The 26840-nt window shown below is 65.1% G+C and carries 27 protein-coding genes and 2 pseudogenes; 20 read left to right on the top strand and 9 right to left on the bottom strand.

The window, feature by feature from the left end; all coding sequences use genetic code 11:
• The 4 genes and pseudogenes from LQ144_RS19980 to purU form a co-directional block, all read left to right on the top strand.
• Positions 1–138, top strand: a pseudogene (locus LQ144_RS19980) (lipoyl synthase); the annotation flags it as partial.
• A 41-nt stretch (positions 139–179) separates the two neighbouring features.
• The gene (locus tag LQ144_RS19975) at positions 180–1013 is read left to right on the top strand and encodes a methylenetetrahydrofolate reductase (protein WP_230120715.1); all 834 of its coding nucleotides are present in this window, start codon (positions 180–182) and stop codon (positions 1011–1013) included.
• Positions 1003–2472 carry a D-serine/D-alanine/glycine transporter gene (gene cycA, locus LQ144_RS19970; RefSeq protein ID WP_230120714.1) on the top strand — a complete coding sequence of 490 codons (1470 nt, stop codon included), beginning with the start codon at positions 1003–1005 and terminating at the stop codon, positions 2470–2472. Before LQ144_RS19975 ends, cycA begins: the two co-directional genes overlap by 11 nt.
• Before the next feature lie 11 nt (positions 2473–2483).
• Entirely contained in the window at positions 2484–3422 is a 939-nt protein-coding gene (purU, locus tag LQ144_RS19965) for a formyltetrahydrofolate deformylase (protein WP_230120717.1), read from the top strand.
• A gap of 75 nt (positions 3423–3497) precedes the next feature.
• On the opposite strand, the gene LQ144_RS19960 is transcribed toward purU, so the two are convergent.
• Positions 3498–3878 (bottom strand): hypothetical protein, encoded by a 381-nt coding sequence (locus LQ144_RS19960; RefSeq protein ID WP_230120712.1) that lies wholly within the window; start codon positions 3876–3878, stop codon positions 3498–3500.
• Between the two features lie 538 nt (positions 3879–4416).
• Between LQ144_RS19960 and LQ144_RS19955 the strand changes: the two genes are divergently transcribed.
• Together LQ144_RS19955 and LQ144_RS19950 are read left to right on the top strand one after the other, a co-directional pair.
• Positions 4417–5625, top strand: coding sequence for an aspartate transaminase (locus tag LQ144_RS19955; RefSeq protein ID WP_230120710.1), 1209 nt, complete (start codon positions 4417–4419; stop codon positions 5623–5625).
• A 26-nt stretch (positions 5626–5651) separates the two neighbouring features.
• The gene (locus LQ144_RS19950; protein WP_230120708.1) at positions 5652–6329 is read left to right on the top strand and encodes a 4-carboxy-4-hydroxy-2-oxoadipate aldolase/oxaloacetate decarboxylase; all 678 of its coding nucleotides are present in this window, start codon (positions 5652–5654) and stop codon (positions 6327–6329) included.
• 576 nt (positions 6330–6905) lie between these two features.
• On the opposite strand, the gene LQ144_RS19945 is transcribed toward LQ144_RS19950, so the two are convergent.
• Both LQ144_RS19945 and LQ144_RS19940 read right to left on the bottom strand, forming a co-directional pair.
• Complete coding sequence (locus tag LQ144_RS19945; RefSeq protein ID WP_230120706.1) at positions 6906–7151, bottom strand: hypothetical protein; 246 nt, start codon at positions 7149–7151, stop codon at positions 6906–6908.
• A 124-nt stretch (positions 7152–7275) separates the two neighbouring features.
• Positions 7276–8199 carry a LysR substrate-binding domain-containing protein gene (locus LQ144_RS19940; protein WP_230120705.1) on the bottom strand — a complete coding sequence of 308 codons (924 nt, stop codon included), beginning with the start codon at positions 8197–8199 and terminating at the stop codon, positions 7276–7278.
• A gap of 629 nt (positions 8200–8828) precedes the next feature.
• Between LQ144_RS19940 and LQ144_RS19935 the strand changes: the two genes are divergently transcribed.
• The 8 genes from LQ144_RS19935 (at position 8829) to LQ144_RS19900 (ending at position 16563) form a co-directional block, all read left to right on the top strand.
• Complete coding sequence (locus LQ144_RS19935) at positions 8829–9617, top strand: 5-oxoprolinase subunit PxpA (protein WP_230120703.1); 789 nt, start codon at positions 8829–8831, stop codon at positions 9615–9617.
• Between the two features lies 1 nt (position 9618).
• Complete coding sequence (locus LQ144_RS19930) at positions 9619–10344, top strand: allophanate hydrolase subunit 1 (protein ID WP_230120701.1); 726 nt, start codon at positions 9619–9621, stop codon at positions 10342–10344.
• A complete protein-coding gene (locus LQ144_RS19925) occupies positions 10341–11354 on the top strand; it encodes a biotin-dependent carboxyltransferase family protein (RefSeq protein WP_230120699.1) in 1014 nt (337 codons plus the stop codon). The genes LQ144_RS19930 and LQ144_RS19925 overlap by 4 nt, the downstream gene beginning before the upstream one ends.
• Before the next feature lie 55 nt (positions 11355–11409).
• A complete protein-coding gene (locus LQ144_RS19920; protein ID WP_230120697.1) occupies positions 11410–12750 on the top strand; it encodes an MFS transporter in 1341 nt (446 codons plus the stop codon).
• A gap of 73 nt (positions 12751–12823) precedes the next feature.
• The gene (locus LQ144_RS19915) at positions 12824–13573 is read left to right on the top strand and encodes an SDR family oxidoreductase (protein WP_230120695.1); all 750 of its coding nucleotides are present in this window, start codon (positions 12824–12826) and stop codon (positions 13571–13573) included.
• A 74-nt stretch (positions 13574–13647) separates the two neighbouring features.
• Positions 13648–14589 carry a 2-hydroxyacid dehydrogenase gene (locus LQ144_RS19910; protein WP_230120693.1) on the top strand — a complete coding sequence of 314 codons (942 nt, stop codon included), beginning with the start codon at positions 13648–13650 and terminating at the stop codon, positions 14587–14589.
• A gap of 121 nt (positions 14590–14710) precedes the next feature.
• Positions 14711–15481 (top strand): SDR family oxidoreductase, encoded by a 771-nt coding sequence (locus LQ144_RS19905; RefSeq protein WP_230120691.1) that lies wholly within the window; start codon positions 14711–14713, stop codon positions 15479–15481.
• On the top strand, positions 15481–16563 hold the full coding sequence (locus tag LQ144_RS19900) for an L-idonate 5-dehydrogenase (protein ID WP_230120689.1): 1083 nt from the start codon (positions 15481–15483) through the stop codon (positions 16561–16563). Before LQ144_RS19905 ends, LQ144_RS19900 begins: the two co-directional genes overlap by 1 nt.
• 21 nt (positions 16564–16584) lie before the next feature.
• Here LQ144_RS19900 and LQ144_RS19895 read toward each other — a convergent pair whose 3' ends face one another.
• Together LQ144_RS19895 and LQ144_RS19890 are read right to left on the bottom strand one after the other, a co-directional pair.
• Positions 16585–17034, bottom strand: coding sequence for a hypothetical protein (locus LQ144_RS19895; protein WP_230120687.1), 450 nt, complete (start codon positions 17032–17034; stop codon positions 16585–16587).
• Between the two features lie 246 nt (positions 17035–17280).
• Positions 17281–17694, bottom strand: a complete 414-nt coding sequence (locus LQ144_RS19890; RefSeq protein ID WP_230120686.1) for a hypothetical protein — start codon at positions 17692–17694, stop codon at positions 17281–17283.
• Positions 17695–17901: 207 nt separating this feature from the next.
• On the opposite strand from LQ144_RS19890, the gene LQ144_RS19885 reads away from it, so the two are divergent.
• Entirely contained in the window at positions 17902–18588 is a 687-nt protein-coding gene (locus tag LQ144_RS19885) for a response regulator transcription factor (RefSeq protein ID WP_230120684.1), read from the top strand.
• A 28-nt stretch (positions 18589–18616) separates the two neighbouring features.
• On the opposite strand, the gene LQ144_RS19880 is transcribed toward LQ144_RS19885, so the two are convergent.
• On the bottom strand, positions 18617–20056 hold the full coding sequence (locus LQ144_RS19880) for an ATP-binding protein (RefSeq protein ID WP_230120683.1): 1440 nt from the start codon (positions 20054–20056) through the stop codon (positions 18617–18619).
• 422 nt (positions 20057–20478) lie between these two features.
• On the opposite strand from LQ144_RS19880, the gene LQ144_RS19875 reads away from it, so the two are divergent.
• The 3 genes from LQ144_RS19875 to LQ144_RS19865 all read left to right on the top strand — a co-directional run bounded on the left by LQ144_RS19875 (position 20479) and on the right by LQ144_RS19865 (position 23412).
• A complete protein-coding gene (locus LQ144_RS19875) occupies positions 20479–21417 on the top strand; it encodes a 5'-3' exonuclease H3TH domain-containing protein (protein ID WP_230120681.1) in 939 nt (312 codons plus the stop codon).
• A 123-nt stretch (positions 21418–21540) separates the two neighbouring features.
• Positions 21541–21981: a DUF1508 domain-containing protein gene (locus tag LQ144_RS19870; RefSeq protein ID WP_354962180.1), complete on the top strand. Its 441-nt coding sequence runs from the start codon at positions 21541–21543 to the stop codon at positions 21979–21981.
• 528 nt (positions 21982–22509) lie between these two features.
• A complete protein-coding gene (locus LQ144_RS19865; protein ID WP_230120677.1) occupies positions 22510–23412 on the top strand; it encodes a DUF817 domain-containing protein in 903 nt (300 codons plus the stop codon).
• A 44-nt stretch (positions 23413–23456) separates the two neighbouring features.
• Here LQ144_RS19865 and LQ144_RS19860 read toward each other — a convergent pair whose 3' ends face one another.
• Positions 23457–24029: an MOSC domain-containing protein gene (locus LQ144_RS19860; RefSeq protein ID WP_230120675.1), complete on the bottom strand. Its 573-nt coding sequence runs from the start codon at positions 24027–24029 to the stop codon at positions 23457–23459.
• Positions 24030–24095: 66 nt separating this feature from the next.
• On the opposite strand from LQ144_RS19860, the gene LQ144_RS23020 reads away from it, so the two are divergent.
• A complete protein-coding gene (locus LQ144_RS23020) occupies positions 24096–24218 on the top strand; it encodes a hypothetical protein (protein ID WP_290369796.1) in 123 nt (40 codons plus the stop codon).
• A 41-nt stretch (positions 24219–24259) separates the two neighbouring features.
• Positions 24260–24598, top strand: coding sequence for a GNAT family N-acetyltransferase (locus LQ144_RS19855; RefSeq protein ID WP_230120673.1), 339 nt, complete (start codon positions 24260–24262; stop codon positions 24596–24598).
• Positions 24599–24639: 41 nt separating this feature from the next.
• On the opposite strand, the gene LQ144_RS19850 is transcribed toward LQ144_RS19855, so the two are convergent.
• Both LQ144_RS19850 and LQ144_RS19845 read right to left on the bottom strand, forming a co-directional pair.
• Entirely contained in the window at positions 24640–26397 is a 1758-nt protein-coding gene (locus tag LQ144_RS19850) for a thiamine pyrophosphate-dependent enzyme (RefSeq protein WP_230120671.1), read from the bottom strand.
• Positions 26398–26609: 212 nt separating this feature from the next.
• A pseudogene (locus LQ144_RS19845) lies at positions 26610–26840 on the bottom strand (L-asparagine permease); the annotation flags it as partial.

Here is a 26840-nt window from a genome sequence, read left to right as displayed (position 1 = left end):
TCCTCCTACCGTGCCGGCCGGCTCTGGGCCACCGCGATGCGCAAGAAAGGCTGGGAAATCCCCGCCGAACTGGCACACATCGAAAGCTCCGGCAGCACCCGCCAGGAAGCCAGCTCGCTGCTCGCAGGCACGGCCTGACCTTCCGGACCCACCACCCTGATGTTCAGAGAGGACCAAAGATGTTCCCCATCAGAATAGAAATCATCCCTTCAGAGGGAATCGTTGAGCGGGTCAAGGCCCAAGTGCCCTTGACCACAACGCTCACCGTGACATGCCTGCCCCATCACGGCATCGAGCGGACCATGCGCACGGCGGTACAGCTGAGCGTGCTCGGCTACAAAGTGATCCCGCATCTCGCGGGGCGTAGCCTGCATAGCCGCGCTGACCTCACCGGAATCCTGCGCGACTGCGGCGTTGCCGGCATCGGCGAGGTGTTCGTGATCGGCGGAGACCGGAAGAGTCCAGCTGGCCCGTACGAGTCCGCCCTTCCGCTTCTGGAGGACATCGCGCAGTACTCCGGCGGCGCGATGCGGGCAGGCGTTGCGGGCTACCCGGAGGGCCACCCTTCTGCTGGTCCCGTGGACGTGCTGGACGCGCTGCTGGCCAAACAGCACCTGGCTTCGCACGTTGTCACGCAGATGTGCTTCTCCGCGCCGAAAATCCTTGATTACGCGGCGCTCCTGCGCCGCGAAGGCGTGCGGCTTCCCGTCTGGGCCGGCGTGGCAGGGTCTGTTCCGCGGACCAAGCTGGTCTCGCTGGCGACGCAGATCGGCGTCGGGAGTTCCCTGAAGTTCCTTAGCCGCAAGGGCCCGCTGGCCCGCAAACTCCTGAGTGGTGACAGCTACTCGCCACAAAGCCTGGTGACCGGGCTGGAAAGGGACCCCGGCAACATCGCGGGCATCCATCTCTACAGCTTCAACAGCCTTGATTCGGTTCCCGGAGGGCCAGACCAGGCGTCAACCTCAGCAGCACTCCATCCAGCATTGATTCGAGGAGCAGCACGTGACAACTGAAACCGTAACTTCCCAGCAAACGCCGCATCTTGAGCGGCAGCTCAGCAACCGGCACATCCAGCTGATCGCCATTGGCGGCGCAATCGGCACAGGCCTCTTCATGGGCTCGGGCAAAACCATCTCCGCGGCAGGGCCCTCCGTCATCTTCGTCTACATGATCATCGGCTTCATGCTGTTCTTCGTCATGCGGGCCATGGGCGAACTGCTGCTGAGCAACCTGAACTACAAATCCTTCAGCGATTTCGCGGCGGACCTCCTCGGTCCCTGGGCCGGTTTCTTCACGGGTTGGACCTACTGGTTCTGCTGGGTGATCACAGGCATCGCGGACGTCATCGCCATAGCGGGCTATTCGAAGGAACTCTGGCCCTCGGTGCCGCTGTGGATCCCGGGCCTGGCAACCGTGGCCATCCTCCTGCTCCTGAACCTCACCACGGTGAAGGCGTTCGGCGAGACGGAGTTCTGGTTTGCACTGATCAAGATCATCGCCATCGCAGCGCTGATCGTGGTGGGCCTGTTCATGATCTTCAGCGGGTTCCAGTCCGACGCCGGCCCTGCCACCTTCACGAACCTGTGGAGCCACGGCGGTTTCTTCCCGAACGAGTTCATGGGATTCGTGGCCGGTTTCCAGATCGCAGTCTTCGCCTTCGTGGGCATTGAGCTCGTGGGCACCACCGCCGCAGAGGCCAAGGACCCGGAGAAGAACCTGCCCAAGGCCATCAACTCCATCCCCATCCGTGTGCTGCTCTTCTACGTGGGCGCCCTCATCATCCTGATGTCCGTCACCCCCTGGACCCAGTTCCAGGCCGGCCACAGCCCGTTCATCGCCATGTTCTCCCTTGCGGGCCTGGGCGCCGCCGCCACCGTGGTGAACCTGGTGGTGCTCAGCTCGGCCATGTCCTCGGCCAACTCCGGCATCTACTCCACTTCGCGGATGGTGTACGGGCTGGCCCAGGAAGGCGACGCTCCGTCCGTCTTCGGTGCCCTCTCGCGCCGCAAGGTTCCGCAGAATGCCCTGTTTCTCTCCTGCGTTCTGCTTCTCTCCGGCGTGGTGCTGATGTACGCGGGTCAGGACATCGGCAAAGCCTTCGACATGGTGACCACCGTGTCGGCTGTCTGCTTCGTTTTCGTATGGTCCATCATCCTGGCCAGCTACCTGGCCTTCCGCAGGCGCCGCCCGCACCTGCACGAGGCGTCCAAGTACCGGATGCCTGGCGGCGTCCCCATGGTCTGGGTGGTCTTCGCGTTCTTCGCCTTTGTGCTCTGGACGCTGACCACGCAGCCGGACACCCTCACGGCACTCCTGGTCACGCCTGTCTGGTTCATCGTGCTCGGCGCCGCTTGGTTGGTGCTGCGCCGTCGCCCCGCCCATCTGGCGCGTTATGCAACGTTCCAGGCCGAACTCACCCAGGATTTGGCGCACGAGGCCACCGGGCGGGAACTTGGGAACGTGAAGAAATGAGCACTGTACAAATGACCACTGCCCAAACCCTGAACAGTCCCATACCGAAAGCTGAGGTACGTGCCGCAACGGTCGAGCATGTCCTGACCGTCGACTGTGCCGAGTCGCCTGGCATCGTCCACGCGGTCTCAGGATTCCTGCTCAGCCACGGCTGCGACATCATCGACATCAAGCAGTACGGGGACAAGGGGGAAGGTCACTTCTTCATGCGCGTCCACTTCTCCTCTCCGCAGGAGCCCGGGGCGCAGGATCCCGCGGCGCAGGAGTCCTTCAGCACGGAGGAGCTGCGCCGGGACTTCACGGCTGTGGCGGAGAAGTGGAAGATGAACTGGCAGCTGGAGCCGCACGGCCGCAAGCGCCGCGTCCTGGTGATGGTGTCCAAAATGGGCCACTGCCTCAATGATCTGCTGTTCAGGGCACGCACGGGCGACATCCCGGTGGAGATCGTCGCCGTGGTTTCCAACCACCGCGAGCAGGAGGGGCTGGTCCAGTGGCACGGTATCCCGTTCTTCCACCTGCCGGTCACCAAGGACACGAAGCCCGACGCCGAAGCCCGGCTTCTGGAACTCGTCGACGGCCTCGATGTGGAGCTCGTGGTGCTGGCCCGCTACATGCAGGTCCTGAGTGACGGGCTTTCGGCCAAGCTCGCAGGACGGACCATCAACATCCACCACTCGTTCCTGCCCAGCTTCAAGGGTGCGAAGCCCTACCACCAGGCCTACGACCGGGGCGTTAAGACCGTGGGCGCCACGGCGCACTACGTCAACGCCGAACTCGATGAGGGCCCCATCATTTCGCAGCAGGTCATCGACGTGGACCACACGTACACCGCCGACGACCTTGTCGCGGTCGGCCGGGACGCCGAATGCACGGCCCTCCGCAACGCCGTCCGCTGGCATTGCGAGGGCAGAATCCTGCTGCTCGGCAACCGCACTGTGATTTTGCGATAGGGCAGTTCCATCCTGGTCCGCGAGGGCGGACCAGGATGGAACCCGGACTCCGCCGCATAGCGGATCAGGGCCCGCCTACGCCGGGAGGACACCGGTTTCCGGCCGACGGCACCCTGTCATTTTCTGGACGGTATCGCGCTGGAGTCCGCTCAGAGCCGCGAGCTCGTAGTCATCCATGACGCCAAGCCGGCGTGCCGCAGCCATGAGGGTCAGTCGACTTTCCTCAAGGATTGCCTTCGACTCCTCAAGCTCGGCCAACTCGGACGTCAACTGGCTGATCACCGCAAGGTGCTGCCCGGCCGGCAGTCCGGACGGGAGCAGGTCCTCGGACGACAGGCCGATTGTCCGGATTGTCCAGCGGGAGAGTTCTGAGGCTTCTGCCAGGCCCGTGATCCTCATGCCGTCACAGAGCGCCTGGGCAATCTGTTGGTTTAGGCGGACGGAGAGCGCGCGCATGCTGCTGGCGTTGAAAGAAATCCGTTGCCGGTCCTCCCTGAGCAACTTCCGTATCCTGTCAGCCTGGACAGCAGTTGGGTCGGGTTTTGGTGTTCCCTGGTAGCGGTACGAGCCGGTACGGGCACGCCGCCGACGTGATTCCGGTGTCGGAGCAACCTCCGGGCGGTCGGAGCGGTGCAGAACGGCCAAGAGCACTCCTCGGTTCGGATTGGAGTCGGTCCGCGTCGGCACGCGAGCCGACCCGGAAAACGGCCGCGCCAGTCGGGGCCGGTTACGTAGAAGGCTAGACGGGATGGCCACCCCGCGGAAATACCAATAGTGCGTGGAGCCATAATCAAAAAGTTTGGGTTCGGCCTTGGCTAGGGGCCAAAAGCAGAGGTCTCGCGCTGTACACAGCCGAGGACCGACGCCATGACTGCCGCAGGCCATAAGAGACGCTTATCCGTCCACGCAGTTTAGGTCTTATCCATAGCCGCCCGGATTCCCTAGGGTCGAAGGAAGCAAATATCGCTCCCTCCTGAATCCCTAGGAAGAGACCATGTCTGAATTTGTACCTGCATCGCGAGTGTCCCGCATCAAGCAATCCGCCAGCGTGGCCGCCGCCGCCCGCGTGCGTGAGCTGAAGTCAGAAGGGCGCCGGATCCTGGACCTGACGGTCGGTGAGCCGGACTTCGACACCCCGGAGCACATCAAGGCGGCAGCCGTTGAGGCCATCAGCCGGGGCGAGACCAAGTACACCTCCGTCACCGGAACGCCCGCCCTGCAGACGGCGATCCTCCAGACTCTCGAGATGCGCACCGGCATCCACTACACCCCGGCCGAGATCACCGTTGGCGGCGGCGCCAAGCAGGTCATCTTCACGGCCTTCATGGCTACCCTGGACGCGGGCGACGAAGTGGTTGTACCCGCCCCCTACTGGGTCTCCTACCCGGACATGGTGCTCGCCAACGAAGGCACGCCTGTAGTGGTTCCCTGCGGCGAGGACGTGGGATTCAAGCTCACACCGGAAGCCCTAAGCGGCGCCCTCAACGAGCGGACCAAGTGGATCATCCTGAATGCGCCGTCCAACCCCACAGGCGCCGTCTACTCCCGGGCGGAACTGCGCGCACTCGCCGACGTCCTCGCGGACTTTCCGCACATCTACGTCCTGACCGATGAAATCTATGACCAGATCTACTTCGGCACCGGCCGGATCTCCAGCCTGGTGGAGGTGGCCCCGGAACTGAGGGACCGCATCCTCGTGGTCAACGGCGTGTCCAAGGCGTACGCCATGACCGGTTGGCGGCTGGGATACGCGGCAGGACCGGCCCCGGTGATCGCCGCAATCAATAAGCTCCAGTCCCAAATCTCATCCTGCCCGTCCTCGGTAAGCCAGGCCGCCAGCGCCGCCGCCCTCACGGGCGACCAGAGCTTCGTGCATGACAGCGTCGAGGTTTACCGCGGCCGGCGCGATGTGGCAGTCACCGCACTGAACGCCGTCGGCGGGCTGTCATGCACGACGCCGGAAGGCGCCTTTTACGCGTACGTCAACTGTGCGGGGGTCATCGGGAAGACGACCGCCGAGGGAAAAGTCATCGGCAACGATGAGGACTTCACCCTCTACCTTCTTGAGGCCGCTTCCGTGGCAGTCATCCAGGGATCGGCCTACGGGTTGGGCCCCTACTTCCGCATCTCCTACGCGACCAGCCTCGACATCATCGAAGAGTCCATCGCCGCCATCGACAAGGCCGTCCAGGCCCTCAACTGATCCACACCCACCGAAGGAAAAACGCCGTGATTCACGTCAAGACCACCATCGAACGACCCGACGCCGACGCCGTAAGCCGCCTGGCCAAGTTCTCGTCCGCCACCATCCACGAGGCACAGGGCCGCAAGGGCGCCCTCAGCTCCAAGATCAAGCCGATCGACCGGAGCATGTCCTTCTGCGGTCCGGCCACTACTGTGCGCTGCGCTCCTCGGGACAACCTCATGCTGCAGGTGGCCATCCACTACGCCGAGGCCGGGGACGTCATCCTGGCCGCGGCAGGGGAGTACGAGGAGGCCGGAACGTTCGGCGACGTCCTCGGCAACGCCATGAAGGCCAAGGGCCTCGCCGGCCTGGTGACGGACTCCGGCGTCCGCGACACGCAGGACCTCATCGAACTGGGGCTGCCCGTCTTCTCCGGCAGCGTCTCCATCAAAGGCACCGTCAAGGAAACGATCGGCCCGATCAACCACCCTGTGGTCTTCGGCGACGAAATCATCTATCCCGGTGACGTCCTCCGCGGCGACGCGGACGGTGTGGTGGTCGTCAGGAAGGACGAGATCGAGGAAGTCATCCGCCTCTCGCAGGAACGCGACGACGCCGAGCGCGACCTCATCCGCCTCTACCAGGCTGGCGGGACCACCATCGATCTGTGCAACCTCACCGAGGTTCTGAGGGCCAAGGGGCTGCTCGTAGAGCACACATAGTCACATCGCGGCAGCGGTGCCCGGGAGGTGCCGGCATTGGCTCAGGCGGGGCAGTCTTCTGCCCCGCCTGAGGCTCGTATTCTGCGGCGGCGGTCCTCCTGCCGTGCTTCGACGGCTGCGGTGGTGGGCGTGGCCGTGCGGGTTACCCTGCTTCGGGTTACCCTGCTTCGCGCAGCACAATTCCGGGCAGCGGCGGCGCGGTGGAGTAGTGCCTGTGGCCGGTGGGGGTGTGGAGTTCGATGGTGTGCCGGGAACAGGCGTGCCCTCGAATCCATGGCGATGAGGTTGCCGGTCCCGGGGGCGGTGTAGAGCCGGCGGAGCCAAGCATCGAAAGCTGCACCCTGCCCAGAGTCCTCCCCGCACCCGATGTCGCCGCTGCGCGGGCCCTCGTTGAACCTCCGCTGATAAAAGAGAATTTGCAGCACATCGGCCGGCGGAACGGCCGCGTGCCGCCGGCTCCGCGAGGGTCCCTCAGCGCGGGCGGGGTGGCCGCCCAAGCCGCGGCAGCTCCGCCGTCGTACGGATAACTGTGCGGCGGCGCCCGCAGTTGAGCGTGCTTTGCAGCTGACGGTGCAGTCAGCCGCTAATCAGACCCCCGTGGGGCACCGAATAAGCAGGGGCGCCGAAGACGGCATCGTCCAGGTACCAGACCGTCGAACCGCCGCCGCTGACCGGCATGATGCTGCCCTCGAAAACAAAGACCGGGTCAGCGGATCGGTCCTGGGGGCGCCAGAAGCCATTGGTCGGGCAATGGGACCCGGTTTTAGCCATCAGTCCCAGTCTCGGGTCTGAAATTCTCCTGGTGGTGCTGATCTTTTTCATGGCAGGCTCCCGGTTGATTGTTTGCGGAAAATTGATTCGCTGCAATTTCTTGGCTTGCCACCAATATTAGAATCCCCGGCGCCCAGTTACTAAGACAAATGATGCGTGCCCTAATAAGCCAAAGCTATGGGCGGCCATACTTATCGCTGAGCATTTCCTGGAGCATTTCCTTCAGCACAAGCAGCACCGCCGACGCCGCCTCCGAGAGGGGGTCGTGGTCCGGCGTGCAAAGCGCGATCTTGCACTGCAGTGCCGGATCCACGATCCGCAAGACATAGAAGTCTTCTTCATGGAACAGCGCGTCCGCGGCTGACTTGGGCAGGATCGTGGCCCCCAGATCGGCCCGGAGGAGCCGCGTCAGGGACGGCACCGACTCCACCTCGCCCACCAGCTGGAGTTTGAGCCCCTTGCTGTCGAAACCTGCCTCGACAGCCTGCCGCAGCGTGTGGATCTTCTCGGGGAGGAAGAGCCCGAAGTGTGCCACCTCCTCCAGCGTTATCTCGCCGATCGCGGACCCGGACTCCAGCCGCTTGGCGTTGACCACCAGGTGCAGATCTTCGACGATCATCGTGGTGAACTGGACGCCGCGGATAGGGCCCGGCTCGTAGATGAGGGCCATATCGAGCCGGCCGTTCTTGATGGCTTCGCTCAGGACGCCGCCGTAAATCTCCGTGACATGCAGGATGATGTCGGGGTACCGGCGGCCCACCTCGCTGATGATCTGCGGCGTCAGGCTCGACGCCATGCTGTAGGGCGCGATGGCAATGGACACGCGACCCGATGGCGCGGCCCCCGACTTGGCGACGTCCTGCCGCGCCTGCGCCACCAGCCGCAGGATTGACTGCGCATGCCGGTATAGGGTGTGCCCGGCGGCTGTGGGCTGGACCCCCTGCTTGCTGCGGATCAGCAGGCGCTGCTTGAGGTCAGTCTCCAAAGCCGAAACCTGCTGGCTCAGGGCTGGCTGGGCAACGTGCAGCGCCGCCGCAGCCTTGGTGATGCTTCCCGAATCCACGATCTGGACGAAGTACGCAAGCTTCCGCGTATCCATGGCCGCCTTCTCTCTCTGCGGCGTCCTGAACCCAGGGACGGTCATAACCGGATGCTGTGGAGGGATACGCAATACGTCTTTGTGTGATCCACATCGCTGACACTAGGTTGAACCCAGAACGCTATTTCACTAATCGTACATTCTATCCCCTCCGGTGACATGCAATTCCATGATGACATCAGATGCATTTCGCATAGAAGCGGTCTCGTGGAAATGGATATCGCTTTTTTACATTTCCGAAATATGCGCTCCGTACCTTGAATGAATTCGCCGTCCCGCAACGCAAGTGCGGAGCCTACGTTGGAGAAAGAGGTGACAAATGAGAGCACTAACCAACGGGAGATCCGCCACCCTGGGCGGCCCTGGAGGCGCTGCCTCGCCGTGCTGCGGTCACCCCTGCAGGCGTGCCGGCGGCAAACCCGTCATAACCGGCACCTATCCCGTGACATGGATTACGTCTTTGTGTGATCAAACTCGCGGTGCCAGACTTTTTTATGGAAGCCCGGCAGTTCGGGCCGTCCCGTCGGAAGCCCCCTTCAGGGCCGGATCGGGACAATCACTTCACTACCGGCAGCTGACCACGTCGCCCTGCGGGGCAACGTTGCAGCTCACACTCCAGGAAGGCTCACATGGGACTCTCAGTTGATCTCGTAGCAGATCTCGGAGAAGGCTTCGGCGCCTACTCGATGGGCGACGACGCTGCCCTCCTCGAGGTGGTTTCCAGCGCCAACATCGCCTGCGGCTTCCACGCCGGTGACCCGGACATCATGAACGCGACCGTCGCCGAATGCGTTCGGCTCGGGGTCAGCATCGGAGCACACCCGAGCTTCCCGGACCTCCGCGGCTTCGGCCGGCGCGCCATGGACCTGACGGCGGATGAGGTCCGCAACGACGTCCTCTACCAGTTCGGCGCGCTGACTGCCTTCGCCGCCTATCACGGCGCCAGCGTGGCCCACATTGCCCCGCACGGCCGGCTGGGAAACCTCGTTGCCACCCGCGCCGACTACGCCGAAGCCGTGGCTGACGCCGCCGCCCGCATCAACGCCGGCCTGATCGTCCTGGCCCAGGACGGCGAACTGGCCACCGCAGCCACTGCGCGCCGGCTCCCGGTGGGGATCGTGGGCATCGCCGACCGGGCCTACGAGGCTGACGGCACCCTGGTGCCGCGCGGCCGCCCCGGCGCCGCCATCCACGATCCTTCGACCATCGTGGACCGCACCGTCCGGATGGTGTGCGAAGGGCTCATCGAAACCGTTGCCGGCACCGATCTGCCCATCGTCGCCGACACGGTACTCCTGCACGGAGACACCCACGGCGCCGTTCTGCTGGCCCGGCAGGTCCGAGCTGAACTGGAGAACGCCGGCGTGACCATTGCCCCGCTCGCCCAGGTTCTGGCCGCCAAGCTGAAGGTTGCCTGACATGGCCCCCACCCCAACCCCAACTCCGGTCGAGATCTTCGAGTCCGGTGACGCCGCCCTTCGGGTCGTCGCGTCTTCCCCGGACAGTGAGGCCAACTGGAGCACCGTACATTCCCTTGCCGGATGGCTGGAGGCCGCAGGGGCCGACGGCGTCCACGGGGCCGTGCCGACGTACGATTCACTGCTCGTGGAATTCGACCCCGGCGTCACCTCGGCGCGCCAGGTCCGGGCCTTCGTCCTGCTCGGCCTGCGCCAGCTCGACTTCATCGGTGCGCCCGCCCGGACTCCCCGCGAGTTCAGCGTCCCGGTTGTCTACGGCGGCGAGTACGGCCCGGACCTGGAGCGCGTGGCCGAACATGAGCAGCTCTCCGTCGAGGAGATCATCGAGCTTCACACGGCCAAGTCCTACGTCATCCGCTGCCTGGGTGCGCCCGCCGGCTCACCCATGATGGACGGACCCGACTTTCCGCTCCCGGTCCCGCGGCTGAAGGACCCCCGCCTGTCCGTTCCGGCAGGAGCTGTGGCCGTCGCGGGCCGGCAGGCAGTCATTGCGCCGGCCGTGGCGCCCGGCGGATGGTGCGTCATAGGCCAGACGCCCCTGACCGTTCTTGACGCCACGAGCGAACCCCTTGTTCCCTACGTCCCCGGCGACATCTTGAGGTTCCGCCAGATCCAGCCCGAGGAGTTCGCCAGCTACGCAGGCCGGAAAATGGAGGCGGCACGATGACCGGCTCATTGATCATCCAGCAGCCCGGCCACTCGGTGGTCACGGACCTGGGCCGCTTCCGGGGACCCCGGTTCGGGCTGCCCGTGAACGGCGCGCTGGACCAGTTCTCGGCACGCGCGGCGAACATCCTCACCGCCAATGAGGAGAACGCTCCGCTGCTGGAAGTAACCGCCCTGGACTTCCGGATGCGCGCCACTACGGACATTCTCATTGCCGTCACCGGCGCGCCCCTTACCCTCACGGTCGGCGGCCGCGAATGCCCGCAATGGGAACCGGTGTCCGTCCGCGCCGGGGAAACCGTTGCACTGCGCCAGATCACCGGAGGCCTCAGAGCCTACGTTGCCGTCCATGGCTCGGTGGAAGCGCCGATCCTGCTGGGAAGCTGCGCCCCCGACACCGTCATCGGCTTCGGCCTGCGGCTCTCCCAGGGCACCGAACTCAAGACCTCGCGGAGCGTCGGCCCGATACGGCAGCCGTACTTCGACCTGCCGCTGTTCCGGCTGGGACTGTCCCGGCCGGAGTTCAGCAGCCACGCCGTCATTGATGTCACGGACGGCCCCGACGTTGACGAGTTCGGCGATACCGCCGAACTGCTCTTCAACACCGAATACACCGTCAGTGCCCGGAGCAACCACATCGGTCTTCGCCTCGGCGGCGCCCTTCCCGAACGCCAGTCCACAGCCGAAGTGCTGTCCCGCGGCGTCCCGGTGGGAGCCATCGAAGTGCCGTCCCGGGAGGAACTCCTGGTGCTGCACCGGGGCCGCGGTGTCACCGCCGGCTACCCCGTCCTTGCAGTGGTTACCAGCCGCTCGCTCGACGTGCTCGCCCAGGCCCGCCCGGGCCACACCATAACCTTCCGCAAGACCACCGTTCCCGAAGCTACAGCGAAGTACCGGGCGGCTCTGCGGGATCTGGAGAACCTCCGTTCCACGGTCGGCACGGTCTTCTCCCTCCTCGGCATCGGCAACCAGCCCGGCTGGCCAAAACTGGCACCGGCAGCCGGAAGCTAAGCGCCCTCCCATCAGATCAAAAGCCTTGTTACCATTCCCCTTAGTAAGGAAAGCCATGTCAACTTCTACGCACGCGGCCCAGCCGCACAAAGAACGGCTCAGCGGCAAGCAGACCCGCAAAGTTGTCACTGCCGGCTGCGTCGGCATTTTCGTGGAACTCTACGACAACGGCATCTTCGCCTTCATGGCCGGAACGCTTGCCCTCGTCTTCCTGGCGCCCGGCAACCCGGACAACGCCCTGCTGTTTGTCTTCGCCGGCTACGCCGTGTCCTTCTTCGTCCGCCCCCTCGGAGCCGTTGTCTGCGGCTTCCTGGGCGACAGGATCGGGCGGCAGAAACTACTGGTCTTCGTCATCCTGCTGATCAGCGCCGCCACCGCCGGTATAGGGCTCCTGCCCGCGTACTCGGCCATCGGCATCGCAGCACCGGTGCTGGTCGTGTTGTTGCGCATGCTGCAGGGCTTCTCCGTGGGCGGTGAAGCCGCCGGCGCCATGACCTTCCTCGCTGAGCACGCCCCGGAAGGCAAGCGCGGCATCATCACCTCCTACGCACAGATCGCATCCTTTGCGGCCCTCCTCACCGGTACGCTCGTAGCGTTCTCCATGTCCCCGTGGCTCACCGCAGCTGCGATCGACGGCGGCGGCTTCGGCGCCTTCGCCTGGCGCATCCCGTTCCTCATCGCCATCCCCATGGGCGTCATCGGCTGGTACATCCGCAAGGCCATCAGCGACACCCCCAACTTCGTGAAGCTGAAGGAAGAAGGCGGGCTGTCCAAGAACCCGCTGAAGGAAGCCTTCGCCTCCGCCGAACATCGGCGCGCTATGCTGCTGGCCCTGTTCATCCCGCTCATGAACGGTTCCGGCTACTACGTCCTCTTCTCCTACATGCCCACCTTCCTCAAGGGCAAGCAGCTTAACTTCACCATCGGTCAGGCCCTGCTGGTCACCGCCTGCAGCCTGGTGGTCATCTGCATCGCCATTCCTTTCATGGGCGCCCTCTCCGACCGGATCGGACGCAAGAAGGTCATCGCCGGGTCTGCAATCGCCATGGCAGTCCTTGGCATTCCCTCCTACGCCCTGATCGCCACCGGCAACATGGCACTGGCGATCCTCGGCACCTGCATCATGGCCGTCGTGTTCGCCGGCCACACCGCGGTGATCCACATCCTGATCGTGGAACTGTTCCCCACCCGGGTGCGCTACTCCGCCTACGGCCTGGGCTACAACATCTCTTCCGCACTGTTCGGAGGCACGGCACCGCTGCTGATGACCTGGCTGATCTCATCCACCGGCAACATCTACATGCCTGCCTTCTACGCCGTCATCACCGCGCTGGGCACCCTTGCCGCCGTCAGCACGGTCAAGGACCGGGCGCACCTGCCGCTCCGGGACGCCTAACCACGGACCACCCCCGTGCTTGCACCACTACGCAGCGGCAAGCACAGCATTGCAAACCAACCAGGAGACTTCGATGCCCTTTTCAGATTATTCAACAGCCCTCGTCACCGGTGCCTCCACCGGGATGGGTGCCGCGATCGTCGAACGCCTGGCCAAGCGGGGACTCACCGTCCACGCCGTGGCCCGCAACGAGGAACGCCTGAACGACCTTGCCGACAAGACCGGGGCGATTCCCCACGTCGTCGACCTGACCGACACGGCGGCGCTGGCTGCCGCCGTCGGCGATCTTGAGGTGGATGTCCTGGTGAACTGTGCCGGAGTGTCCCGGCCGGGAAACCTCCTGGACTCCAGCGAGAGCGACATCGACGAACTCATTGACGTCAACCTGCGCGGCCTGCTCCAGCTGACAAGGCTGGTGCTGCCGGGCATGGTGGAACGCGACCGCGGGCACGTCATCAACATCAGCTCCATCGCCGGTGTCTATAACTTCTACGGCCACACGGTTTATCACGCCACCAAGGCGGCGGTGCACCAGATCTCCCGGCAACTGCGCAACGACACCGTGGGCAAGCGCATCCGCGTCACGGAGATCTGCCCCGGACGCGTCGAAACGGAGATCTTCGGACGCAACATGGGAGGCACGCCGGAAGCCATGGAAGAGGCGTGGAAGACGTACTACGAAGGCTACGAGTCCCTGACCACCGACGACATCGTCAACGCCATGGACTACGCCATCGAAACGCCCCGGCACGTGAATGTGGGCATGCTGGAAATCATGCCCACATTCCAGGTCCCCGGCGGGCTCACGTTCGACCGGCGCTAGCCGCGTCGGCCCCGGCAAGCACCGCCCCGGCCGCCCAGCACACCCCAGACCCATAGACCCGAGAGGTTTTTCCGATGCAAACAGTCCGCACCGTCAGCTTTCCCGACCCGCAGCTTCTCGCCGATCTCTCACCCCTTCCCGAGGGCCTGAGAGGGGTGGTCTGGGACCTGAAGTCGGATCCCGACGGCGGGACGCTGAGCGAGATCGACGGCGTCATCCTCCCTTACATCGACGCCTCTGCTGTTCTGGGATCCCTCGCCAAGGTTGAAGACCTGAAGTTCGTCCAGACGCAGTCGACCGGATATGACGGAGTTATCGAAGCGGCCGGTCCGGCGGCCGGTGTGGCCAGTGCCTCCGGCGTCCATGCGGCGGCGACGGCGGAGCTGGCCGTGGGGTTGATCCTGGCTAAGCTGCGCGGCATCGACCAGGCTGTCCGCGACCAGCAGTACGGCCTCTGGCGGCCGGAGCGGCGCCAGTCCCTTGCTGACAGGCGTGTGCTGCTGGTAGGCGTCGGCGGGATCGGGCATGAGATCGCCCGCCGTCTGGAGCCCTTCGAGGTCACGGTCACCCGGGTGGGGAGTGCGGCCCGGACTGACGAGCAGGGCGAGGTGCACGCATCGTCGGAGCTGCCCGCGCTCGCCGCTACGCACGACATTCTGGTCACCGTGCTGCCCCTGAGCGAGCAGACCCATCAGCTGATCGGCGAAGAGGTTCTGGCTGCCCTGCCGGACGGAGCCCTGGTGGTGAACGTGGGGCGCGGTCCGGTGGTGGACACTGCTGCGCTGACCAAGGAAGTCCTTTCCGGGCGGCTGCAATGCGCGCTCGACGTCGTTGATCCAGAGCCGCTTCCGCAGGACCACCCGCTGTGGTCAACACCGAACGCCCTGATCACCCCGCACATCGGCGGCAACGCGTCCGCCTTCCAGCCACGGATCCTGAAGCTCCTACGGCAGCAGCTCGAAGCCCTCGCCGCCGGGCAGACTCCGGCGAATCTGGTGCAACGCGGGCCCTTCTAGACAACAGTGCGAACGGGCACTTGCGGCCCTGGCCGCGAGGGCCACAAGTGTACGTTCGCGATACATAGGAACCACCAACCGCGACTACCGCGCAGACCGCGGCGAAGGAGCTGCTCTTTTCATGAATTCACTTTTTGACCTGACCGGGCGGGTGGCCCTGGTGACCGGTTCCAGCCGGGGCATCGGCAACGCGCTGGCGCGGGCACTGGCTGACGCCGGTGCCACCGTGGTCCTGAACGGCATCAATCCGGAACGGCTCAAGGCCGCGGAGGCGGCGATGGCCGCCGATTATGCGCCCGGCCGGGTGCACAGCATCGCGTTTGATGTCACCAGCGACGCCGAGGCCGCGCGGGGCATCACGTGGGTGGAGGAGCACGTGGGTCCCCTTGAGATACTGGTCAACAATGCCGGGATCCAGCATCGGGTGCCGCTGCTGGAGTTGGATGTGAAGGACTGGGAGCGGGTGATTTCCACGGATCTGACCAGTGCGTTCCTGGTGGGCCGGGAAGCAGCCCGCCACATGATTCCCCGCGGGCGCGGGAAGATCATCAACATCTGTTCGGTGCAGACGGACCTGGCCCGCCCCACGATCGCGCCGTACGTTGCGGCGAAGGGCGGTTTGCGGAACCTGACCCGGGCGATGACCGCGGAGTGGGCGGGTTCGGGGCTGCAGATCAACGGGATTGCGCCGGGCTATATCCACACCGAGATGACCCAGAATCTGGTGGACGACGAGAAATTCAACGCCTGGATCCTGGGCCGGACCCCGGCGCACCGCTGGGGCACAGTCGAGGACCTGGCGGGGCCGGCTGTCTGGCTGGCTTCCAGCGGCTCGGATTTCGTGAACGGCCAGACGATCTTCATCGACGGCGGAATGACGGTGGTGGTCTGATGGGACCGCCAACGGTCCCCACCAACGCGGCCCTCCCTGTCTCTGGACCGGCGGTCGTTGCCCACGCCAAGGGCGACCTGCGGATCGACGACGTTCCGCTTGCGGCGCCCGCCGCGGATGAGGCCGTCGTCGAAGTCCACTACGGCGGCATCTGCGGCTCCGACCTGCATTACTGGCTGCACGGCGCAGCCGGTGAATCCATCCTGAAGGCCCCGCTGGTGCTCGGCCATGAGATTTCCGGGACCGTGGTCCGCGCCGCGGCGGACGGAACCGGCCCCGGGGCGGGAACGCCGGTCGCGGTGCATCCGGCCACGCCCCGTGCCGGTGCGGCGCGGTATCCGGCCGACCGGCCCAACCTCTCGCCCGGCTGCACCTACCTGGGAAGCGCAGCCCGCTACCCTCACACCGACGGCGCGTTCAGCCGCTACGTGAACCTGCCGGTGCGGATGCTCCGTGCGCTCCCGGGAGGCCTGGACCTGCGTACCGCTGCGCTGATCGAACCGGCGTCCGTGGCATGGCATGCGGTGGCCCGGGCCGGGAACGTCGCGGGCAAGACGGCGCTCGTGATCGGCAGCGGGCCCATCGGCGCGCTGGCTGTGGCGGTCCTCAAACGGGCCGGCGCAGCCCGGATCGTCGCCGTCGACATGCATGAGAAACCGCTCGAGATCGCCACGGCCGTGGGTGCCGACGAGGTCCTGGCCGCCTCCGACGCGGAGGCGATCGCCGCCGTCGAGGCCGATGTGGTGATTGAGTCCTCCGGTAACCACCACGGACTGGCGTCCGCCATCCAGGGCGCCGCGCGCGGTGGCACGGTGGTGATGGTCGGCCTGTTGCCCACAGGTCCCCAGCCGGTCCTGATCTCCCTGGCCATCACGCGGGAACTCGAACTGCGCGGCTCCTTCCGCTTCAACGACGAGATCGACGGCGTCATCGCCGCACTGGCTGACGGCACTCTTCACATCGAACCGGTCATCACCCACGAGTTCCCGGTCAGCCGGGCGTTGGAGGCATTCGCTGTGGCCCGCAACTCGGCTGAGTCCGGCAAGGTGCTCCTGAGCTTTGGGTCCGCAACGGAAGGCTGAGCCCGGCTGTCCTTGGCATTTTTATCGTTGGCGCAGCCCGGCGTCGGCTTGTTTGGCGAGTGTAATTTCGGTGTAACTAATGACGGTGGAACACTGGAACTGCGCGCTGCAGGTCTGCAGAAAGACCGAAGCTGCGGCGGGGCCTTCGTTGAACGCCATAACATTGGGAACGATCCTTATGGTGACGGTTTGGGCCTTCCTGGTGCAGTTGATCTGTTCGTTTCCGCCGCCACCGGCTATCCGGCCGTCGCTGACCCTTTGGGTGAGTTGGACCACGGGTACTGCGATGAGCAGGGCGGGGTCGGTGTCGCACACGAAGGTGACGGGAACATCGACAGCGGCGCCGTCGGCGACGAGGATTCCCGGCCCCGTGCTGACGAGTGTGGCGGGGGCTGCCTGCGCGGGGGCGGCTATGGCCATGAGAGCGACGGTAAGAGCGACGGCGGCGAGGCGGCTTCTGGTGCCTAGCATCAGGTTCTCCCTTGAATGGATGCGTGGCGTCCTGTGTTCCGTATTGGCGGCGAGTGCGGTGATTAGACGCCTTAATGGACGGGGCGGAGCCCCTGACGGCAGCGCCAATTCCGGCGCCGCCTGATGCAGACGAAAGTCCAGTTGGGCGCACAATACTAATTATCTGAATGCGTGACAATAGGCATTCACAAAGCATGCAGGTAGCAGGAACGCCCCCGGGGCGTCCTGCGGATACGCCGCCTCGGCCTACGCCCTGGGGGAGTTCTTCCAGTCCGGCAGGACGCTGAGGCCGTCATCGAGCATGCGGGTAAGGGATCCCGCGGCAGCGTCGCGGCGGCGGCGGCGGAGCCATGCAGCGAGGCTGCGTTCGGAGACTTCGGACGCGTTGCTGGCGGGGTACCGGCCTGTTTGCTGAACCATGCTGACGAGGTCGTTCATGCGTTGGACACTTCGTCGGGTTGCTCTGGCAGGGTTGCCGTTGGCGGCGGCATAGTGCTCCTCACGGAGCGTCGGATCGTCGGTCCTTGCGGCGGCCAGGTGGTAACCCACTGTCGATATCGGCGCCCCCGTCTGCTCGGAGATTTGCCCGCGGGTGAGGCCGCGCCGGTACATCAGGACCCATTCGGGGTTGGGAACCAGAAGCCATCGTATGTTTGCCACAGACGTTCTCTTCCTCTAGTTGGTCCTTCTCGGTCCGGCGGCCTGACGCATGATCTGGTACATGGGTGGCATTCTTTCCTGTACAGGGTTACCGGTCTCATGATCAGCATCGTGCACCGAACATGAGAGCAAGCTGAGAAACCTTGTCGCAAGGGCAGGGCAAACTCTCTGTCAGGAAAATTTCGAGAATGAGTGGACGGTGCAGGCGTGAGGATTCTCATGGTCGAGGACGAAAAGCAGCTGGCCGATACCGTCCGCCGCGGGCTGTCCAACGAAGGATTCGTGGTGGACGTGGTCCACGACGGGGTCAGTGGGGTATGGGCTGCGACGGAGAAGCCCTACGACGTGATTCTGCTTGATCTGATGCTGCCATTGAAGAATGGCTACGACGTGCTGAAAGAAATCCGCGGCCGCAGAATCTGGACGCCCGTTTTGATGCTGACGGCCAAAGACGGCGAGTATGACGAGACAGACGCTTTTGACCTGGGAGCGGACGACTACCTGACCAAGCCGTTCAGCTTCCTCGTCCTGGTCGCCAGGATAAGGGCTCTGATGCGCCGCGGAGCGCCCGAGCGGCCCGTTGTCCTGGAGCTGGGATCCCTGAGCCTCGACACGGCAAGTCGCCAAGTGCAACGCGGCGAGGCAGCGATTGTGCTGACCGCCAAGGAGTACGCGCTGCTGCAATACCTGATGCGACGGCCTGGCCAAGTGGTTTCCAAGGGCGAGATTCTGGACAACGTGTGGGATACGGCATTTGAAGGCGGCGAGAACGTCGTGGAGGTCTACATTGGCTACCTCCGACGGAAAATCGATGTCCCGTTCGGTGTGCAGACCCTGACGACCGTGCGGGGCATGGGATATCTGCTCACCGCCGACAGGACCGCTATGGAATAGCCCTGTGAGACTACGGGTCTGGGTGGAGTTAGCGCGAGACTTTCTTGCCGGTGCGGCTCTCGCTGGCCGGCGCGGCGTGGGAGAAGACCATTTCAAAGCGGCATCCGCCCCCTGGCGCTTCCGACGCCCCGATCGAGCCGTGGTGGGCGGCCATTACTGCGGCGGCGATGGCAAGTCCCAGGCCGCTTCCGCCTCGTTCCCGGGACCGGCTGTCATCAAGCCGGACAAACCTCTCGAAGATCCGCTCCCGGTCTGGGGCAGGCACGGGCGGCCCGTCGTTATCGATGGTTATCACGACTTGAGTCTCGGCACTGTGAACGTCGACGGCAATCACGGACTTGGCGTACCGGTCAGCATTGTCCAGGACGTTCCTGATCACCTGGGCAAGCCTGCGGGCATCGCCGGTAATCCGTGCCGGTTCCAGGCGTGCCTCGATCCGGTGCAGGCTCGTGGAACGCAGGCGGCCGATTTCGCCGTTAAGGACGTCGTCCAGATCAACATCGGCCTGCTCCAGGCGCAGCCCTCCGTCGTTGGTCTTGGCCAGCGTGAGCAGATCCTCAACGAGATACCGCATCCGGGCTGTTTCGCCGGCAAGGACCGACTTCATCTCCTCCCATGTACGTCCGGAAGGATCGGCCGCTGCGATTTCCACGCCGGCGCTGAGGGTGGCGAGGGGGCTGCGCAGCTCATGGCTGGCGTCCGAGACGAAGCGCCGCTGTTCCAGGTCGGCTGCCTCAAGCCGGTCCAGCATTGAGTTCATTGTCTGCGCCAGAGCCTGCATCTCATCGGCGGTGGGCGGGACTTCCACCCGTCCGTCCAGGCGGCGGGCGCTGATCATGGCCACCTGGTCACGGATTCTCTCGACCTGACGAAGGGACCGGCCCACCAGCACCCAGACGGCGATCCCCACCAGCGTCAACAACAGCGGCGTGGCGCCGAGCACAAACCAAGACACCGTGGCAAGGGTGTTGGCCTCAACCTGGACTGTGGCTGCCACCACCACTGTGCGGAGGACGCCGTCGCTCCGGACTCCGGTCGCCACGACCAGGAAGTCGTCGTCGTCACCGAGGCTGGGCAGCTCGGGTACGTCCTCAATCAGCGTTTTCCCATCGTCCGGGCGCAAACCGGTCAGCGGAGCTGCCGCCGCGGCAGGCACCGAGGATGCAAGGACCGACCCCTCCGGATCCAGAATCTGGACATATTGCCCAAAGTGCGCGGCAGACTCAATGAAGCGGCGCCCTTCGTCCAGGCCCTGGCCGGAGATTTGGGCGGCGACCTCCTCGGCCTCCCCCCGGGCGGCGGCCTCGGCAGCGGCGACCAGCGACGTCTGCAGCGCCACCAGCAGGGTAAGGCCGCCAATGAGGAGCGCCACGGCCACGACAAAGACGGCAGTGGCCGTGGCGCGCTTTCGCACACCCCAGCGGGGCCGGGGCAGGCCCCGCCCGCCAAGCATCCGGACGGCATCCATGCTCCAAGGATGCAGCCGCCAGCGGACATTAACAAAGCCCGACGCGTCGGAAGCACCTGGGATGAAGCCGCTCTCCCTGCTGTCCCTGCCCCATAACGTAAAAAGGCGGCACGGGGGTCCGTGGATGTGCCTGCCCCTGCGGAACCCGGCGATGGGTCCGCATAATAATTAGACCGGCACGGCGGCTTCCGCCGGGTCAGTGGGATGTATCGCGGTTTGGCAGCACCTGATTGGGGCAGGGGCGCAGGTTCAAGTCCTGTCATCCCGACGGTGCGGGCCGGAAACGGCAGAGAACAACCTGGGCCAGTGCGCTGGCCGTGTTGGGCGCATGGCTCCCCGGAGTCATACCAATGGTTCAGGTGGCCCGCACTTTAAACTGCGCCGGTCCAGCGCGACCGGGCGCATCCGTGTCAGGATCGGTTATGCCCCACCGCCTAATGCTGCTAGACACTGCGTCGTTGTACTTCCGCGCCTTCTACGGCTTGCCCGACACGATCCGCCGCGCCGACGGCACGCCGGTGAACGCCGTTCGAGGCCTGCTCGACATGATCGCGCGGCTCACCACCGACTACGGTGCGACGCACCTCGTTGCTTGCTGGGACGACGATTGGCGTCCTCAGTGGCGCGTAGACCTCATTCCTACCTACAAGTCGCACCGAGTCGCAGAGGTGATTGAGGGATCCCCCGACGTGGAGATCGTGCCGGACGCGCTCCAGGCGCAGATTCCGATGATCCGCCGGGTGCTCGAGCTCGCCGGCATCGCCGTCGTGGGGGCCGCCGAACATGAGGCCGACGACGTCGTCGGCACCTACGCCAGCCACGCCGAGTTTCCGGTCGATGTGGTGACGGGCGACCGCGATCTCTTCCAAGTCGTCGACGACGCCCGTCAGGTACGGGTGATCTACACCGCGCGCGGCATGAGAAACCTCGAGATCATGACCGACGCGGTCGTCGTCGGCAAGTACCGCGTGCTGCCCGAGCAGTACGCCGACTATGCAACGCTCCGCGGCGACGCCTCGGACGGGCTACCGGGCGTCGCCGGCATCGGCGAGAAGACCGCAGCGTCTCTGCTCTTGGAGTACGGAACGCTCGACGGGCTGCTCGCGGCTGCGGCGGACGCGGAAGGCGGTCTGTCCGCATCCGTGCGGTCGAAGCTCGCCGCGGCCACCGACTACCTCACGGTTGCGCCCGCCGTCGTGAACATCGTCCGTGACCTCGAGCTGCCGACGCTCGAGGAGGCGGGCGCGCAGCTGCGCCCTGTCGTCGGCGATTCTCGCGCCGAACTCGAGCGGCTGGCCACCGAATGGAACCTCGGCGGCTCGGTCAAGCGACTCCTCGAGGCGCTCGACCGGAATCACTGACATCGCTGCCCATGGCTCCGTCCGGTTGCAGGGCGCAGCTGTGAATTGGCTGGGTCTTTCCTCGGGGTTGCCCGTCGGCTCTTGCGCGCGGCTGGTTGCCTAAGGCAAGCTGTTGATCACTTGATGAATCGATCAATTGGGGCTTCGTCGCCTCAAGGGGTCCGGCGGCAAGGATGCCGTCGGACCCTTTCGCGGCGGGGTCGCCGCCCGGGCAGGAGCCCGCAGAACGGGAGGACACCTATGGCCGGTTTGTTTGAACTGTTCATTGACGCACAATCGCACGTCAGATTCCGGCTCACAGCACCCGATGGAACGGTCATGGCTGTGTCCAAGGCCTTTGACGACAAGCCGGCGGCTGTTGCCGGCATAGCCGCGGTGCGAGAGTACGCCGGCATGGGACACATCGCCGACCTTTGCCCGGGCAGCCGGTCGAAACCTGCGGCAGGGCGTTCGGCGTCGGCGCGGGAGCAGGAATCCCGGCCGTTACCGGCAGGCGAGCTCCGCACCCTTGGCCGGGCACTCCGCCGGGCCGCAGCCGGACCCCGGCGGAGCGGTGCAGCCTGAGGGCAGGACCAGTCGTCGCATGCCCGACCGCCCATGCCCGGGGTCGAGGATGCTAAATGGTGCCTTCAGGCGGCGTGAAGTTCTCCGTGCTGCGAACAGCCGGGGTCGGTCGGCCTGGCCTGCCTGGGCGTGTACCGCCAGTCCGGGCATGTGCAGCCAGGTGTTCTGTTAGCGGGGCGTTGCCATGCACTCTTGGCTCCCAGCGCAACCACTTCTGACATCGCGGCTCTTTTCTTCCGGTGATGGCTAAGCGAGTGCACGCCATCGGGAGCGTCAGCATATTAGAGACAGACCAGTCTGTCTATGATCCAGCTGCGCCGGCGCTGGGCCGTTCGAATATTACGAAGCCCCGGAGCAAAAGTGTCCGGCGCAACGCTCAAGCAGGCAGACGACGGCGGGAGGTCCCGCCGTCGTCCAGGCTTCGGCTACCGTGGAATGCGCGTCACCGCCACTCGACTGCATTATGCGCTCGCCTGCGGCGATTCAGGTCACACACATTGCCACTCGTGGCGGGGGAACGGGGTACCAATGCGCAGCTTCACGTCCGTAGAACACCGTATCGATGAACGTGCACATCGATACCTGGATGATGCCCCCGCCAGCGGCATCCGTTCCAGGCTCATCGAGTTTGCGGTCTTCGGCCTCAAGCAGGCCTGGGCGTGCATCTTTGGCGCGGCGCTCCTCGCAGTCATCCTGGCGGGGCGCCTTTGGTATCCGGACGAGGCCGCACTTGCCAGGAACGATTTCCTGACCCTCGCCGCCGTCGTCATCCAGATTCTGATGGTCGTTACGCGGCTGGAGACCGTACGGGAGCTTAGGGTGATCGTTCTCTTTCACCTGGTCGGAACGGTCATGGAGCTGTTCAAGACCGACGTCGGGTCGTGGACGTATGAGGCCGAGGGATTTCTGCGTATCGGAGCGGTCCCGCTGTTCAGCGGCTTCATGTACGCCGCCGTCGGTTCCTACATGGTGCGTGTCTACAGGCTCTTCGACCTGCGCTTCGCGCGGTATCCGCGGCGGTGGGTCACCGCGATCGTGGCGGCCGCGATATACCTGAACTTCTTTACGCACCACTACATCTTCGATGTCCGCTGGGTCCTGCTGGCCGCCGTCGTTGTCATCTTCGGACGGTGCGTCATGCACTTCCGCGTGTTCCGCAGGAAGTTCCGGATGCCCCTGGTCGCCGCTTTTCTGCTCGTGGCACTGTTCATTTGGATAGCCGAGAACATCGCCACCTGGTCCGGCGCGTGGCTGTACCCGAGCCAGCTGAACGGTTGGCACATGGTCTCGCTCGACAAGCTGGGCGCATGGTTCCTGCTGGTGATCATCTCGGTGGTGCTCGTGGCGTGGGTCTACAAGCCGGAGCCACCCGAGCAGTCTGAGGAGGACACTGGCACAGCCGCCGTCCCGGCGGTCACCGCGGAACGTTAGAGGACGACGGCGGTACTTCCGTTAGAGGCTACCCTTGCCGACTGCTATGGCAGCCGCGATGGTCGCAGCAGGGTGGGGACGCCGGCACTCCCCGGGTCCAGCGGCACAGGGCTGATCAGCACAGCCGGCCCGCGGTGCAGAGTGCCGTCGGAGAGCGGCTGGCAGCGCACGCCTCCCCTCCCGCGCATGGCCTTGTGGGCGCCCGGAGCGAGCATCTGATCCATCCAGGCACAAGGGTGGGCCGGCCGCCCGGCTCTGAACCGCACCAGTTCCCCGCGCGATTCCAGCGCGAACTCCCCGCCCAGCAGCGGAGCCAAGTGGGCACCTCTGAGGACAACATTGCGCCGTGTCAGCAGCGGGTCAAAGCGCTCGGCCCCCAGCTCCGCGGCGATGGCTTCGAGAGCCTCGACGGCGAACACGGTGACGGCGGCATCCATATGCGCGGCCTTGCCGAAGAACCGGTCACCCACGATGCCCTTGCCCGTCACCAGCTCGACTTGGTCGGCATCGGTGGTGGGGACGTCGGCCGCACCCTCGCGTGCGCGGCCGAAGTAGGCGTGTGCCGGCGACACGAGCAGATGCAGGATCTCCACGTCGTATCTGTAGCTTGCCGTCATGCCATCAAACTACCTGCCACGCACGGCCAGCGCACCCGTTCAGCGTCTGGCGGGTAACGGCATGCCATGACCACCGACGCAGACGAACAGGACCGGGCGGAGATCCTGAAGAATTACCGGGCCCAGCTGCGCGCCGGGCAGTTCGACTACCGATGGCTCGCCTCGCGCTCCGAAGCCACCACCTGGTAGCTCCGGAACCCCAACACCGGTGACTCCTGCCTTGCGGAGCGATGGTTTCGTTCGACGGAGCGGCCCCAGACGGCGCCGGTGAGTATGAGTGCGATGCCGCAGCACCCCGCGATCCCTACGCTGTCGTGGGCGATGGTGATTCCGATGATGGCTGCCCAGACGGGTTCCGTGCCGAGGAGGAGTACCGCCTGCAACTCGGCGCTTCGCTCAGCCTCACTGTCAACGAAACCGCGGCTTCTGCTGCGTTCTACGAGAAGCTTGGCTGGCCGGCAATGTCGGGGAGCGGCACCCACCGCAAGCGGACGACGGCGGGAGGTCCCGCCGTCGTCCGCTTCCGTTACGCGTGGTACTCAGTTCCCGGCGGTGCCACGTGGGCCTAGTTTCATTAAATACGTCGGCCCGCCACGATGTTCCGGACGTTTCAGTAGGCCCTAACCCGCTGTTCGACAATGAGATGGATGAGGGCAAACACCCCATCCTGGTCGATGGCCTGGAGGGCGGCGTCGAGGGCTGCTGGCACGTCCTCGTCACGGGTGACCGTGATTCCGAAGCCGCCGAAAGCCTGGCCCATGAGGCCGAAGTCCGGGTTTTTCAGCTGCGTGCCCGAAACCCGGGACGGGTAGTGCCGTTCCTGGTGGGTGCGGATGGTGCCGTATTCCTGGTTGTCCATCACGATGATGAGCGGCGTGGCACCGTACTGAGCGGCGGTGGCCAGCTCCTGGCCGTTCATCAGGAACTCCCCGTCTCCCGCGATCGTGACCACCCGTCGCCGCGGGCTGGCCAGCGAGGCCGCGATGGCCGACGGGATGGAGTAGCCCATTGAGCCGTTTCTGGCGCTGATCATTGAGGCGTAGCGCCGCGTGGGGAAGTACCGGTGCGCCCAGTTAGTGTGCTCGCCCGCCCCGAAAGTAACCATGGCGTCCTCGGGGAGCCGCGGAACCAGGTTGGCCATCAGGGTGTCCATCTTTGCCGGCCCGTCGCCCGGCGTGGCCGGGGGCAGATCGGCGAAGGACGTCTGCTCGCTGCGCATCCTGGCAGTCCACGCTTTCCACTCCTCCTTCGGCGGCAAGTCGATCTGAACCAGATCGCGGACGAAGGCGTCCGGTTTTGCCAGGATCTGCCGCGAGACGGGACCGGAGCGTCCGCGCAGCGAAGGGTCTATGGTCACCAGGAAGTTTTGCTTGTTCCAGTCCTGCCTGCAGACAAAACCATCCGTGATGACATCCCCGGGGACTGTCCCGACGAAGACGAGCAGGTCGGTTTCCTGCAGGAGGTCGTATGTGGGGCGGGGCCGGCCGTAGCCGATCGGACCAACGTAGGACGGTGAGTCGAAGGAGACAGTTCCCTGCGTACGCCATTCCGCGGCGGCCGGGATGTGCTGCTTTTCAAGCCATTCGGTGAGCTGGTCTGCCGCTGCCTGGGTCCAGTCGTTGCCGCCGGTGACAAACAGCGGCTTCTTGGAAAGTGCAAGGGCGCCGGCGAGTGCTTCGGCATCCGTGGTGCTCATTCCGCCTGCAGCCACCGGAATGGTGGGGTGCAGGGCCGGATCCACCTGCTGGCGGATGATGTCTTCCGGCAGGCCCACCACCACCGGGCCCGGCCGTCCGCTCATTGCGGCGAACATGGCTTCCGCGACAATCTCGGACGCCCGTTCGGCATGGTCGAGGACCATCACGCGCTTGGCACCCGTGTCGAACCAGGCCTTGATATCAAATTCCTGGAATGCCTCGCGGTCCCGGTGGGCGAACGGGATCAGTCCTACGAACAGCAGCATAGGCGTGGAGTCCTGCCACGCGGTGTGCAGGCCAACATGGGCGTTGGCGGCGCCGGGTCCGCGGGTGACCATGGCGACGCCTGGACGCTGGTTCATCTTGCCGTCGGCCTCGGCCATGTAGGCGGCGCCGCCCTCATGGCGGCAGACCACGGTCTCGATGTCAGAACCGTGCAGCCCGTCGAGGACGTCCAGGAAACTCTCGCCGGGAACAACGAAGGTTCGTTCGACGCCGTGGGCCGCGAGGGAGTCAACAATCACGTGCCCGGCGGACTTTAGGGCCTTGCCGCCGTTCAGGTTCTCCCGGACAGTGGCGGGGGTGGGCTGTAGGGGGCCTTGGTTGATGGTGTCGCCTTCGGACGGCTGCGTGTCGGTTGCGGTCATGGTTGCTGCGGACTCCGTTGTCATCACTTCTTGTCTTCTTGGTTGGTTTACGTGTGGTGGGTGAGGGTGCCTGGGAATTTCCGCTGGATGCAGCGGAACAGAGGGTGGCGCCTAGTCGGTTTCCGGTCCGGTGCAGAAGAAGCAGCCGTCCTCACAGCTGTCCGTCGTCTGGCTTTCCGTCGGCGGCCGGTGCGTTTGGGGGCTCAGGGAATTTTGTGGCTTCATGGCTGGACCTGCTAGCGGATGGGAGTCCGGTTGGCGATGACGGGGGACATGCCGGTGAAGCCGTCGCGGGCTTCGGCGATTTCGTGGATTTGTTTGCGGCAGGCGTACCAGCCGACGACCATGAGGGCGCAGGCGACGAGGGTGACCAGGAGGGTGAGGGGGGAGTCGATGAAGACCATGATGAGGACGCCGAGGAGGAAGAGGAGGGAGAGGTAGCCGGTGTAGGGGGCGCCGAACATGCG

The sequence above is a fragment of the Arthrobacter sp. Bi83 genome, from assembly GCF_918698095.1.
Lineage (GTDB): Bacteria > Actinomycetota > Actinomycetes > Actinomycetales > Micrococcaceae > Arthrobacter.
Note: the sequence above shows the minus strand (reverse complement) of the source record. Positions and strands in the feature narration are given on the sequence as shown.